Origin of the sequence: Candidatus Methanoperedens sp. BLZ2 (assembly GCF_002487355.1) — an archaeon.
Lineage (GTDB): Archaea > Halobacteriota > Methanosarcinia > Methanosarcinales > Methanoperedenaceae > Methanoperedens.
This window is the reverse complement of the sequence record NZ_NTMG01000031.1, coordinates 58,497-72,216: the sequence shown is the minus strand read 5'-3', so window position 1 is coordinate 72,216 and position 13,720 is coordinate 58,497. Positions and strand designations below refer to the sequence as shown.

At 41.8% G+C, this 13,720-nt stretch carries 13 protein-coding genes and 1 pseudogene; 1 reads left to right on the top strand and 13 read right to left on the bottom strand.

The genetic code is table 11. The features are described 5' to 3' along the window. From CL181_RS05120 to CL181_RS05095, 6 genes and pseudogenes are all read right to left on the bottom strand, one after another. Positions 1-633: pseudogene (locus tag CL181_RS05120) on the bottom strand (RNA-guided endonuclease TnpB family protein); the annotation flags it as partial. Between the two features lie 163 nt (positions 634-796). Then, entirely contained in the window at positions 797-1,138 is a 342-nt protein-coding gene (locus CL181_RS05115) for a P-II family nitrogen regulator (protein ID WP_097298165.1), read from the bottom strand. A gap of 2 nt (positions 1,139-1,140) precedes the next feature. Then, positions 1,141-1,845, bottom strand: a complete 705-nt coding sequence (locus tag CL181_RS05110; RefSeq protein WP_097298164.1) for a DUF1538 domain-containing protein — start codon at positions 1,843-1,845, stop codon at positions 1,141-1,143. 75 nt (positions 1,846-1,920) lie between these two features. Beyond that, on the bottom strand, positions 1,921-2,658 hold the full coding sequence (locus CL181_RS05105; RefSeq protein ID WP_097298163.1) for a M24 family metallopeptidase: 738 nt from the start codon (positions 2,656-2,658) through the stop codon (positions 1,921-1,923). 128 nt (positions 2,659-2,786) lie between these two features. Next, positions 2,787-4,697, bottom strand: coding sequence for a M36 family metallopeptidase (locus CL181_RS05100; protein WP_097298162.1), 1,911 nt, complete (start codon positions 4,695-4,697; stop codon positions 2,787-2,789). After that, the gene (locus CL181_RS05095) at positions 4,681-5,547 is read right to left on the bottom strand and encodes a universal stress protein (RefSeq protein WP_097298161.1); all 867 of its coding nucleotides are present in this window, start codon (positions 5,545-5,547) and stop codon (positions 4,681-4,683) included. Before CL181_RS05095 ends, CL181_RS05100 begins: the two co-directional genes overlap by 17 nt. A gap of 260 nt (positions 5,548-5,807) precedes the next feature. Between CL181_RS05095 and CL181_RS05090 the strand changes: the two genes are divergently transcribed. Then, positions 5,808-7,196 carry a TrkH family potassium uptake protein gene (locus CL181_RS05090; protein ID WP_097298160.1) on the top strand — a complete coding sequence of 463 codons (1,389 nt, stop codon included), beginning with the start codon at positions 5,808-5,810 and terminating at the stop codon, positions 7,194-7,196. An 11-nt stretch (positions 7,197-7,207) separates the two neighbouring features. Here CL181_RS05090 and CL181_RS05085 read toward each other — a convergent pair whose 3' ends face one another. The 7 genes from CL181_RS05085 to ablA all read right to left on the bottom strand — a co-directional run bounded on the left by CL181_RS05085 (position 7,208) and on the right by ablA (position 13,705). After that, positions 7,208-8,485, bottom strand: coding sequence for a nodulation protein NfeD (locus tag CL181_RS05085; RefSeq protein ID WP_097298159.1), 1,278 nt, complete (start codon positions 8,483-8,485; stop codon positions 7,208-7,210). Beyond that, positions 8,482-9,267, bottom strand: a complete 786-nt coding sequence (locus tag CL181_RS05080) for a slipin family protein (protein WP_097298158.1) — start codon at positions 9,265-9,267, stop codon at positions 8,482-8,484. The genes CL181_RS05085 and CL181_RS05080 overlap by 4 nt, the downstream gene beginning before the upstream one ends. Positions 9,268-9,491: 224 nt before the next feature. Further along, positions 9,492-9,740 carry a small multi-drug export protein gene (locus CL181_RS05075; protein ID WP_097298157.1) on the bottom strand — a complete coding sequence of 83 codons (249 nt, stop codon included), beginning with the start codon at positions 9,738-9,740 and terminating at the stop codon, positions 9,492-9,494. Beyond that, entirely contained in the window at positions 9,737-10,252 is a 516-nt protein-coding gene (locus tag CL181_RS05070) for a GNAT family N-acetyltransferase (RefSeq protein ID WP_097298156.1), read from the bottom strand. Before CL181_RS05070 ends, CL181_RS05075 begins: the two co-directional genes overlap by 4 nt. After that, the gene (gene purD, locus CL181_RS05065; RefSeq protein ID WP_097298155.1) at positions 10,249-11,607 is read right to left on the bottom strand and encodes a phosphoribosylamine--glycine ligase; all 1,359 of its coding nucleotides are present in this window, start codon (positions 11,605-11,607) and stop codon (positions 10,249-10,251) included. The genes CL181_RS05070 and purD overlap by 4 nt, the downstream gene beginning before the upstream one ends. 6 nt (positions 11,608-11,613) lie before the next feature. Then, complete coding sequence (gene ablB, locus CL181_RS05060) at positions 11,614-12,450, bottom strand: putative beta-lysine N-acetyltransferase (protein ID WP_097298154.1); 837 nt, start codon at positions 12,448-12,450, stop codon at positions 11,614-11,616. Next, positions 12,440-13,705 (bottom strand): lysine 2,3-aminomutase, encoded by a 1,266-nt coding sequence (gene ablA / locus CL181_RS05055; protein WP_255251428.1) that lies wholly within the window; start codon positions 13,703-13,705, stop codon positions 12,440-12,442. The genes ablB and ablA overlap by 11 nt, the downstream gene beginning before the upstream one ends. Positions 13,706-13,720 lie beyond the last annotated feature (15 nt).

Below are 13,720 nucleotides of genomic sequence, written 5' to 3'. Positions count from 1 at the left end.
TCCTGCTTTTTGAAGGTTAGATCGAAGGCTAACATTTCTTTCCCTGACCTCATCAACCTGCTTCCCGCTGAAAGTATCCCCATCGCTATCAGTAGCAAGATTGACAATTCCCAAATCCACTCCGAGAGAACCAACAGCATCGGATTTGGACGGTTCTGGAACTTCAACTACAACTGCAAGATAGAATATTCCATTACGCAGAATAAGGTCGGTCTGACCACACATGGATTTCCTGTCTATCCCGGTTTGCTGGTATTCTCCCATTATAACAGGTATTTTGAGCCGCCCGTTAATGGAAAGAATCGAAACGAGTTCAAGACTTTTCCACGACAGGATTCTCTGGTCATAGACGACTGCACCATCAATCCTAAATCCGGGTTTGATAGACCTGTCCCGCTTATAAACCTCAGATACTTTGGAAATTGCACGTATGGCAAGCTGGGACGAAAGATCAAATCTTTCCCTGACATCATGATAAACAATCTGTTGGAGCTTGATTTTGTTAGCACTTTTTATGGAAAATGCAATCTCAGAAATATAATTGCACGCTTCATTAAACCTGTTCATGGTTTCAAGAAGAGCGGTATGCTCTTCTTTCGCAGTATCAAGTTTAACCATGAGCGTTTTTTTCATACTTTCCATGTCAGCATTATCAGATATATTCTTGATGTTAGCGGTGTGAAAGTATTATCTAAAGGCGGGGTACGCTTCCTCCCCGGAATGAATTCCGGGGCATCCGCTACCCCTGCACCCCGGAGGACAAAGTGATTTTTGATTCTTTTGTCAAGAATTCCATTTATCCTGCTTGTCCTTTCTGCTCAAGATGAAATGCGCCCACCATTTTATCCACACTTATAACAAACGCCCTGCCTCTTCCAGGTTCGTCCAATTTTCCAGCTCTCACAATAGCTTCAAGAATGGCATCGGATTTTTCTTTTTCTATTAGAGTAATCACAATCTCTTTTTCCGGCTCTATGGGAATCCCCAGGATTTTCCTGTGCTCATGAATCCCTGTACCTCTTCCGAAAAACAGAGTGGCTCCCTCGGCTCCGGCTTCATGCGTTGCCTTGATTATCGTTTCACCTTTTCCTCTCTCAACAATCGTGAATATTACATCAAAGTCAGTTAGATAGTTCATGTTCATTCTCCCAGTGCAATACCAAGCATCAGCAGCGATAGCACGGGTGCCAGGGTAGCAGTTGCAACCAGACCAAAGCTATCAATGAGCGGGTCTCTTCCGCCCAGCACGGATGTCAGCCCTACTCCTATTGTGAGAATAAGCGGCACAACCACAGGTCCTGTAACAACAGCCCCGGCATCAAATGCCATCGGCACAATATATGCCGGTGCAAAATAAATTAACATTAACGCAAGAAGATAACCAGGGACTATGATCTTCCAGAGGGGTATTCCCAGGAGTATCCGCAGCATCGATATCCCGAGTGATACCCCAACCCCTATGCCGACAACATGCAGAATTATGTTTCCTGGTATGGAACCTGATGAAACTGTTTCCACCTGGCTGATGAGAACACGCAGATTGGGTTCTGCAAGTGTGACCGCATAGCCAAAAATTGAAGCAAATGCAACTACAATGTAAGCCGAACCAGTTGTGGGAAGACCTGCACCTACCTGCTGGCCTAAAGGCAAGAATCCAAGTTCCAATCCTTCCAGGAATAAGATAAGTCCTATGGTAGATAATGCTATGCCGATCAATATCTGGGATAGATTTTCAATAGGTCTCTTTGTTATGAAAAACTGAAAGGCGAACATGAAGATCACTACAGGCAATACTGCCAAAACTACTTCTGCGATTACGGAAGCCTTTAACCATGAGAGAGCCATAGGAGTAATAAGATGTGGTTGTTAATAACCATATCGGTATCAGTATATTTTTCAAATTTACCCTATCTGGAACATTTAATCCTTGTCCAGAATCACAGATTCTCTGCTCACAAATACGAGTTCCTCGAATTTAGCAGCTCTCTTATTGTGCATCAGGTATGGCTCAATGACCCACAATCCATCCATCGGAATGAGATTGCTTGAGTTAATGAAAGGAAATTCTTTTAAAATCAAGTATGATAACCCTGGTTCCGGTATTTTTTCAAGGGGGTGTACCCTGGAAAGGCGGTGTCCGAGGGATATCAGCGGAGGATAGAGAAGAGTATAGTTAGAAGTTGTACGAATAAGCTCTTGTGCATAGCGGAATACATCAGCCACTGTCATCTCATTGCTCGCATACTCGGCAATCTTGCGTGAAACATCACGCGCATACGCAACAAATGCCCCAAGCTCGGGATTATTCCCAAAAACGTGGGTGGTAGTATAGTCTCCAGGATAGGTCATGTACACTGGAGCTATGTCTATCAAGACGAGATCATCTTCTTGCAGAATGCGCTTATGTTTGGTAAGAAAGCTGGACGTAAGAGTATATATGCTGCTCAATTTGGTGCTTCCTTCACCAACGCCGATGATAGGCATGTGCCAGTGCTGCCTCACGTTATAATCACGGAAAACTTCAGAGGCGATACCTTCTATATCCTTTTCACTCATACCAACTTCAATCTTGCTTACTATCTCTCCGGACAACACTTTAGCAAAGCTCCGGGCCTCAAGATAACCATCAAGGTCTTTATCCGAACATTCGAAATCCATATTTCTTACCTTACGTACGAGAAGAATTTAAATTTAGTATGAGCAAATTATTGAATAAAAAGTAATGTGGATGTATATTAATATATTGTAAACTAATTCCTGCTCTTAAATAATGCAGAAAGTTCTTTTCAGACTATTACCCTGAATTCCCCTGTTTCCGAACCAATTTTCTTTCGGCTGTAATATGCGCTCACAGTATAGCCATACTCACCGTTTTTCATTCTTTTCGGAATCCGCCACGGGCTCTCTACTGATTTCCTCTCCCCGATCTTCAGATTATTAATTCTTTTAATCAGCTTTTTTATCATTATATGTTTTTCATCATGAATACTTATAACAACTTTTGCTCTTTTCCAGTCAACTTCACCTGCGTTCATCATACTGATTGAAAACGTCAATATTCTTCCCGGCTGTACTGCATGTGGCTCTACCTTTGCCTGCATCTCCACTTTCACCAGTGGAAATAGAATCCCCCTTTTGACTAAAACTTCCCTTATCAAATGTTCACTGGCGCCATCGTAAATATTTTTATCTGCAATAATAATCGCATCGGCAGCATCTTCAAACTTTGAATTAATATTTAAATTAAAATTACTTTCAATGATCAGCCGGATAGCATTATCCCTCGCAGCAAGTCTCTTTGCTTTGATCCTGGAAGCTCCGCCCATTCGCAGGTATATGTCCCAGAGAGCAGCAGACCATATTTCTCCATCCCGATCGCAGCTATCTATTCCCAGATAATCATCCGGATAATGCTTTTTACTATCCACCCTGCTCACACAATTTCCAATTTTTCCAATACCATTCCAGTCCCCGATACATTCACGGTTAAAACCATCATTTATTTCAGCAAAAAAACACGCAGCAAAGAAATCACCAAATCCTTCTGCGATCGGACAGGTATTCCAGTTAAGTCCAAAACCCGGCACCTGTTCATCTAAAATGGCATGGCAGTATTCATGCAGGATTATATCGGCATCCTCCGCATCGTCTATATACCATTTGCCAAAGGTTAATTCTTTGGTATCAGAATTATAATAAGAGTTATCCACGAAGTCCCCGTGAACGTTTACATTTATCGGTCTATTGCAAATGTTAGTGAATCCAAGGCTCTGAATATATCTTTGTGCCTCATCGATATGATAATACGCCATCACTTCCTTGAACCTCGGGTCGTTCCTTTTATAATAAAAAGTCAAATCCTGCTCTTTTGCCCTGTTGGGCGTGCTGCATGTATCCACATAAGTGCCCCTCAGATAACCTGAGCCATCGAGTTCCTTTAGAACAACAGTGGAGTAAGCCCTGTCAGGAATCTCGGATTCCGCAGTTAGGTTACTGTCACCCAGAGCCACTACGGGATTTGGTATAAAGACCCTTCCGCGACCTGTTGCCTTAAGCAGCACATCCAGAATATCCAGTATCTTGCCATTCTTACAATCGAGAAATACATACCATTCCTCAATCGGGTTGATAAAAGGAACTGTGATTTTCCATGCCGCATAGTACTTTTCCTTTTTTGGATAAATGACCAGTTCTCCGGAAACTTTCCCTGAAAGCCTTTTTTCCGCGTTAAGAAAATCAATGGCTATGCGAATTGCTTCTTCCTGCAAGATATTTTTTTCCCATGGTTCTATATTAAGGTCAGGATAATAACAGACATCCACTTTTTTGAGAATATTTTTTTTATCCATATGAACCGAAGTAAAAGCATTATAAACAGGCAGTTCATCAACAAATTGCTGGAATAAAACATGACATCCCCCAAGACTGTCCATCTTTTTGATTAATGTTAAATCCTTTAAATTTTCCTTAATTTTAAATAATTTGAAATTATCCAGAAGAAATTTTCGTGCTATTCTTTCCGGGTCTTTTCCGATCTCAACGGATAAAATTCCGCATAAATGAGAAGGAATTCCTCTTTTACTCCATATAACATGGAGGCTGCTATCCAGCCGTTTCAGCTTTTCCAGGGCATTCAACTGGGATTTTGTGGGCTTGAGCTTGATTGGTTTTATCCCGCTTCTATGCGTATTGACCATGTACTACCAGAACAGGCCTTTTTGCTCTCCTCACAACTGCACAGGTAGTGCTCCCTACCAGTAATTCCTTGAACCAACCTTTTCCGTGTGGGCTCATTGCTATCAGTGATACATCATCATCCTCGGCCGTTGAGATTATTTCTTCGGGCAGGTTTCCTACACGAACATGATCTTTCACATTGAAACCTGCTCGTCCAAGCTCATTTCTGATGTCGCCAAGCTTACTTTTAGTCTCATTGACATTTTCTTCTATTTCTTCCTCTGTCTCTCCTTTACTGACAACGCTCAGAAGAACCACTTCTTTAATATCCTTTATTTCCTTGATAAATGATATCGTTTTATTTGCAGGCTCCGAAAAATCAGTTGGCAACAGCACTTTTGAGAAAATCATCGGGCAGAATTTTTCATGTTTTACTCCTTCCAGGTCTTTCACCAATTTATAGCGCATGATCAGAAGGTTGGTCTTTGCATGACGCACTACGTTTGCAGTGGTGCTCCCAAGAAAAAGATCCTTTATCGGGCTTTTTCCACGCGCACCCATTACGATCAAAGAAACTTTTTCTTTTTCCGCAGCTTCAAGAATCGCTCTGGAGACCTCACCTACTGTTATTACTTCCACTTTTGTTTTCACTTTCAATCCCATACTCTCGATGTAATTTTTCTTCTCCTCCATGAGAATCCTGGCATTCTCGATATGCGGCCCATGAGTCCATCCCCTTTTTGAAGGATGTGTGGCATCTACTACATGCAGCAGCATCAAATCCTTTATTCCCGGAATTTCACCAATGCATTCAAGTGTTTTTTGCGCATACTCTGAAAAATCTGTCGGAAATAGAACCTTTTCGAACATTTTATCCTCCCTTATGTTATTATTTCTAACTTCTTGTATTTCAATCTATTGTTTTAAAGCCTGCATAACCTTTAATGTCAGCAAATTTTTATTTAAATCCCGGTCAGGCACCATTGCTATAGGTATTGAATCTATAACTCATTTAACTGATTATAGCTAATACTCTTTGTCTTGTTTTGTTCATTAATGAAAACAAATTATCATAATTATAATTATAATTATAGCTAAACTATATATGTATTCATGTAAATTTATAGGATATGTTTCCAATCCTTGCGAACATGGGGCTTGTCCTGCAGGTTGCAGGGATTCTGGTCGCTTTCCCCATTGTCATGGGGTTCGTTTATAATGAAACGCAGGCAATAATCTCATTATTCGTAACCAGTTTTGCATTCTTTTTCTTTGGTTTTTCTCTAAACGCCTTATCGGTGCGCGAGGAGCTTGACTTCCGTCAATCCTGCATTCTTCTTACAGGTGTTTTTTTTATACTGGGGATTATTGGCGCGGTTCCGTACTTCTGGCTCAATGTATTCAATGATTCAAGCCTCACTGTGCGGTTCGTGAACAGTTTTTTTGAGAGCATATCAGGGTATACTACCACTGGCTTTTCGCTTATTACAGACCCGGATGCTCTTCCGCGCTCGCTCATGTTCTATCGCAGTTTCACCCACCTCATCGGTGGATTAGGCATTGTGTTCATACTCCTTGCGTTCTTCTACAGTGGTAAGACGCTGGACAATATGTCAAGAGTTATGAACTTTATGCGCGTGACTGATAGCATCAAACAATCATTAGCGTCGATTCTTGTAGTTTATACGGTGTACATCCTTCTTTTCTCTGCAATGATATACATCCTGGGCTTAACAGATATAGCAAATACAATCTCAGTTGTGCTGAGTTCGCTCATGACTGGAGGCTTTTCTCCAATAGCTGATTTTTCACCATATACCGCATTTCCCGTAGCATTGATTGTTATTGTCATGATGGTTCTTGGGGCGACAAGCTTTTTCATACATTACAGGATCGTGCACGGAAAATTCAGGACAGCATTCTCAAAGGAATTCTGGATGTTTATTTTCATCTCTGCTATTGGCGTGATGGCTGTACAGGCGGTTTATCCGCTTGATATATTCACTATAATATTCCACGTTCTTAGCGCATCCACCGGTACAGGTTTTTCCACAATAAATTTCAGCGTAATTCCCGAGAAAGCGAAGTTTCTGTTTATTGTTTTGATGTTCCTGGGCGGAATGAGCTTCTCCACAGCGGGTGGAATCAAAATCTTCCGTTTTGCTCTTTTTTTGAAGTCAATTCCTCTTGCTATCGGTTATTCCATCGGGAAAGAGTATGAAAAGATCGAGTTTGATGGTAAGGATTATGATAGAAAAGATCTCTTAACAAACCTTATATTCATTTTTCTGTCGTCTATCCTCGTGGTTGTCACCGGAGCTCTTCTTGCATTCTCCGGCTTCGGACTGGTCGATTCGATGTTCGAGGCAGTTTCCGCTTTTGCTACATCGGGATTGTCAGTAGGAATTGTATCCGTAGCCCTTGACACTCATTTGAAACTTGCGCTCTCTATTTTGATGGTGATCGGAAGAGTTGAGATACTTCCATTTCTTGTTGCAATGACAAAAATAAAAGATTAGCAGGGGTTTATTCATGGGCTGCCTTGAAGCGACTTGACGATGAGCACCGCCCCATCTTTTCCTATTATAACAACTTTTGTCTTTGGCTCAATCCTTTCCCTGGATTTTGCAATCCAGTACTCACCTTGATATCTTACATAGCCTGTCGTCTCCGGAGTTATTGCATCTATGGTCTCGGATATATCTCCAATAATTTCTCCTATTGCTGGTTTTTTTGTTCTTATCTTCATTACTTTATAAACCGCAAAAGCAAGGAAAAACCCTAAAATTATGGCAGGTGCGAGCAGGCTAATCAAAAGAGTGCTTAGAAATTCCGGAGAATAGAGCCCTGGGTAACCCAGTGGCACAATCAATATGCTCCCAAGAACAATGCACGCGATACCAGCTATACCTATGAGTCCAAAGGACGGGGTATAAAGTTCGAATACCAACAGCGCCATGCCAAGTGCAATCAGGAATAAAGCGGCTATATTTATCGAGAACCCGAGCCCTATAAGCCCAAGACTAATGGAAATGACCCCGAAAACTTCAGCGCCGTAGCCCGGACTGGTAAGTCCGAATACAAGGGAGTATATCCCAACAAGCAACAGCAGTGACGCAAGAATTGGATCCGAGAGCAAATTCAAAAGCATCAGCCTCAGTGAAGGAGCATAATATGTATAATCGGCTCCGGACGTATTCAGAATTCTGCCTTTTACTTTCATCCCATCCACCTTTATCAATAACTCCTCAATATTTGGAGAAATAACTTCAATTACATCCCCGTTCATTGCCTGCTCTGCATTCAGGTTCAGGTTTTTTGTGACAAACTCCCTTGCTGCAGTTACATTTCTTCCATGCTGCCTTGCCCTTTCCTCTGCCAGCGCAACAACTGCATTTATGATCTTATCATCTTCAATCGGTCTTGTACCTTCTGCGGTCATTTCTACTGGCTGTGCAGAGCCGATTATTGTATTTGGAGCCATGGATGCTATATCCGTGGCAAGAAGTATGAGAGTGCCAGCAGACCATGCAGTAGCACCTTTAGGATAGACATAGCCTATTACAGGCACCGGAGAGGTCTCGATGTACTCTATAATCTTTTTCGTATCTTCAAGACTTCCTCCCGGGGTATTCAGGATTATTATCAATGCCTCTGCATTCTCAAGCTGTGCATTTCCAAGAGCCTCGTTTACAATATCATCGCTTGCGGGAGTTATAGTATTTTTCAGTTCAACTACAACTACCTGTGCACTTGTGGCCTGTACAAAGAAGAAAAGAAATAATAAACAAGAAAATAAAAACCTCATTTACTTTCAGCCTTCTTCTTAGCCTCCGTAAAAGCTCCGGTCAAACCTGCAATATTACTTATATCACCACCTGGCGCACCGGACGTGACCACGATCAGATTCTTCTCTCGTGCAATCTCTGCAAGTGTCTGAAGTTCCCTGAGCTTCATGGCGATGGGCACCTTCTGATACAGCTCGGCAGCTTCAATCATCTTCAGGCTTGCCTGGGATTCTCCATCAGCAAGTATTATTCTTGACCTGCGCTCTCTTTCTGCCTCTGCCTGCTTGGCTATGGCCCTCATCATCGATTCCGGCAGGCTAACATCGCGTATTGTGACTGCTGTGATCTTTATTCCCCATGGGTCAGTTGCCGCATCCAGTACTTCCTGGAGTTTCTTATTAAGCTCTTCCCGCTTTGATAAAAGGTCGTCCAGTTCTATCTGCCCCAGGATATCCCGCAGCGTGGTCTGGGCAAGCATGCTTGTTGCCAGCATGTAGTTCTCAACCTTCGTTACAGCATTTATAGGTTCAAGAACACGGTAATAAAGTACGGCGTCAACATCCACAGTCACGTTATCTCTTGTGATTATGCTCTGCTTTGGCACGTCGATTGTTATTACCCTTAGATCTGTCTTTACTATGCTGTCAACAATAGGGATTATGAAGAACATTCCCGGACCCTTTGCCCCAAGTAATCTTCCCATCCTGAATATCACAACACGTTCATATTCTCTTATTACCTTTATTGCCAGTGCAAGTATTATTAAAATAAATACCGTAACAATTATTGTTTCTAAGACCATATTATAACTCCCATCTTTTTATTGGAGGGGCTTGTATAAAGGTTTTAGGGTATTTTTGGGCAACGCACCCAAAAGAAAATAAGAATTCTTTATTTTTGTTGTTGCGAGTCTATTGTAATTCCTCGTTATTTTAACCAATAGATATTCAGCTTGCTATAAATGTTTGAAACCAAAGACGGGAAATGCGCGGTCAAGAACGATATCATGAACATTGTATTTTTTCTTCACGATAAATTCCTGAATTTGAATCCGAAGACAAAAGCTGCTGCGCAGCCAGTCCATGCGCCTGTCACCGGGAGCGGCACACCCACAAATATGGCAAGACCTATAGAGCCATATTTCTCAAATTTCGCATTGTGTTTGTGATAAGTCCTGTTAAAAAGCCATGTGAAAAACTTATCCCATGTCTTCCACCTCCGCAAAAAATTCGATACAGGTTCTAGAAACAGTAGCAATAGCACTACAGATGTCATATTCCAGTAATTCTTTCATCACATAGCTGCCCGATTCTTTTTTCATACACCATAAAATGCCTTCCGGGCTTATAATAATCTTGAACAGCCAGGTTTCCCTTAACCTCTACTGTTTTTCCTGCTTTTTTGCTGATATTCTGATATTCCATATTCTCAAAAAGCTTCTGAGAGGAAATATTTACAGGGTCGATAGTTACTTCAATTCTTACAAACCCTTTTTTCCTTAACTCTTCCTCAATTTCCCTGAGCAGTTTCTCTCCTATTCCCCGCATCTGACAGGAGGGAGCTACACCTATCTGCCACAAAAAATAGGTGCCTGGAAAACTCCGGGGAACGATTCCCATGGCGAACCCTACGATTTGCCCGTTTTTTTCAGCAATAAAACAGTAATCCCCAAAATAACGTAGAATAATTTTATAAACATGTTCTGGATAATTTTCCAGAGGTGTACAGTCAGCAGTAAACTGATGTACTTTTAGGAAGTCCTCCTGAGTCGCCGCTCTTATTCTCATCGTGACCTTCTCAACCTGTTAACATGCTCTACCTTTGAATCAATCAAATCCTTCGTTCCTATATCTTTCCGGTAATAGAACTCACCGTCTACCAGGGAAATGGCTCTTTCCACCCTCTCATTAGCTTCTTCAATGGTCGGCGCTCTTGCGACAAAGGCAATACCCCTCTCGGTCCCCACGTTCAGTTTACCTTTATTATCCAAACCGCAACTGTAATAATACTTCAGACCCTGGATTTTCCGGATAGCTTCCTCGTTTAAATTCACGTCCAGGTTCAAATCGAGTCTTTCAGGATAACCTTCAGGTACCACGTATTTGCAGACAGTCGCCTGATTTTCAAAATAAAGTTCCTGCTCTTCTCCCTGGAAGAGCCCCATGATTATGTCTAAAAGATTGTTTTTCAATATCATTATTGTGTTTATCCATTCAGGGTCTCCAGGTCGAAAGTTATATTCGATTAGTTTAACCCCGCTGGCAGTCAGCATGAACTGACCATATAAAAAACCGGAACATGTTTTTCCTGTCTCTTTCTGGAAGCCTTCTAAAGTTTCACGGATTATCTCAAGTGCTTTCTCATAGTCTTCCTCTTCCATAAACGGAAGAAGATGCCCCTGCTGAGAGTATGAGCCCATACTTGCTGTATTCGGTCCTCTCTCTCCCGGTAGCAACTTCTTGAAATCCTGGACCGCTGGAGTGGAAAGGATATACTTTCCGTGAACGAAACATTGGACAGTGAACTCTTCTCCTTCAAGTTTTTCTTCAATAATTACCCTGGCACTCCCACCAATTCTATTGTTAATTACCTGCCGGATATACTCCTTTACATCATTTTCATCTTTTAACTGCTCCCCAAAAACCCTGACCCCCAATCCTTCTGTAAGCCCGATGGGCTTTACCGCAACCTGCCAGTTCAGTTTTTCGGCATATTCAATAGCACTTCGGGTGTCTTCAAATACCTCGAACTGAGGAACGGCGGACGGCATATATTTCTGGAGAAGTCTTCTGGTGAACTCCTTATCAGATTCTAACCGGGCAGCGAGGCGAACAGGTCCGAATGTTAAGATACGGCCCGCTTCTAATGCATCTACAAGACCCATAGAAAGAGGGGAGGCAGTTGTAATGATTACAAGGTCTATCTCTTGTTCCTTAGCATATCTCACGATCGAATGAATATCCTTAAAACTTCCTATATGATAACCTTTGACCTGCGGTATGATACCCGGGTTCCGGGTATCCATATATGAAAATATCTCTACCTTCGGGTTGCCGGAAAGATTTTCAATGGAAATCTGTTCCTTTGCCCAGCTGCCGACTACCAGTACTCGTTTCACTGATGAGTTGTTTGCTGTTGTCATGTCGGTTCAAAGATATTTATACCATACATTCATACTTTCAAAGCTTCCGGCAATATTTGTATTGTTTAATAATGTTCCCCCATATATATACCCCATCTTTGCAAAAATATTGTTTATGCCATGGGAAACTGCCCTTGCGATCGTATATGCGACTTCCATATTTCGCCTTCGCATTTCAGATTCCATATTATGTAGAAGGTATGCGGCAAGTCCGTTTCCTCGGTACTCAGGCAGCGTGGCAAAATCCGTCATTTCCACATTTTTAAAACCGGCATCAATTTCTGTTGAGGAGAGGGCAACAATCTTATTATTTCTCCGGATGCTAAAATAAATGAAATTCTCATCCATTGTTTTCGCGATGTACATGGGATCTTTTATCGGGAATGGATAGGTCTCAAAACTTTTTTTATAAACTCCGGCTATCCTGTCAACATCGGATTTACCGCATATCCTGTAATGAAATCCGGGCACAATCTTCGCTGTTCTTTCTTCAGATGATTTTAATACAGCCGTTTTTAATATTTCTTTAATTTTTCCGTAGTTATAACTACACATCCTTGATTCTGTGAAATATTTTCCCATAAAATAAACGTCTTCAGAGCAGTTATAAAATCCGGGTATAGAAGCCTCTACAATGTAACCATTCTCTGTGAATTTATCCTTTGCGAATCCAGGTACTTTGGCAATTATTTTAGAATACTTCTCTGCCAGTGCCAGCCTGTCGAGTCTGTCTGTGATAACGGGAAGATCATCATTTGAGAGTTTCATCAGATAAATACGATCGTTGTGTTTTCCCTGCTGCAGGATAGAACTGCCAATGTTTGTTATTGTATCATTCATCATCTTTTCTATCGGTTCTTCTTTCCATCCTGTCTGTGTTTTCCGGAATAAGAGAAATTGTGTCATCATAGTCACAAAGCAGTTTCTCAACACCGACGGCTTTGATCTCTTCTGCTTCATCAAGCTTCAACTGCAATTTGCAGTCACTGCATTTCCTATCACAAAAAACAGGCTCATAACGATCCGGTTCTTTATATGTAGTAATTACTCCTTCATAATTCCTCAGGATTACTTTGTTGGAAGACCATGATATTAAATATGTTGGCATTACAGGGATCTTTCCCCCGCCGCCTGGAGCATCTATAACATAAGTAGGGACTGCAAAACCACTGGTGTGCCCGATTAAACTTTCCATGATTTCAATACCCTTCCCAACAGGGGTACGGAAGTGTGATAATCCCTCCGACAGGTCGCACTGGTATAGATAATACGGCCTGACCCTGTTCTGTACAAGTTTATGTACGAGTTTTTTCATTATTCTGGGGCAGTCGTTCACTCCAGCCAGCAGGACGGATTGATTACCAAGAGGTATACCTCCATCAGCCAGTTTTCTCAGAGCTTCTTTCGAAGATTCTGTTATTGCCCTTGGATGATTAAAATGCGTATTAATCCATAATGGATGGTGTTTCTTCAATATCTCCACTAATTCATCCGTTATACGGTAGGGCAGCACGACCGGCATTCTTGTTCCTATGCGTATTACCTCAACATGAGGGATTCTCCTCAGTTCCGTGAGAATCCAGTCAAGGTATTCATCGGATAGCATCAAAGGATCCCCTCCTGATAGGAGAACATCCCGAACAGAAGCAGTGTTTCTGATATATTCAATACCTTTTAGAATCTCATCCTTGCTGGGTATTGAATCAATATCCCCGACTTTTCTTTTTCTTGTGCAGTGCCTGCAATACATGGAACAGATGTTGCTTATATGGAACAAGACCCTGTCAGGGTATCTGTGTGTAATTCCTGGGACAGGACTATCTCTGTCCTCAGCTAAAGGGTCTCTCATATCATGCTTATCGACAATCAATTCCATTGGAGAAGGAAAAGACTGTTTAAAGAAGGGGTCGTTTTTGTAATCATCCGTATCGATTAATGATAAATAGTACGGAGTTATGGAGAGTGGGAACTTAGCGGTGGTTTTTTTGATCAGTTCCCTGTCCTTCTCTTCAAATTTGATGCCAGTCAGTCTCTCGAAAGTGGAGATGTCGCGTATACAGTGTTTTAACTGCCACATCCAGTTCCTCCAGTTTGACATCGATGCTCTCGGTCG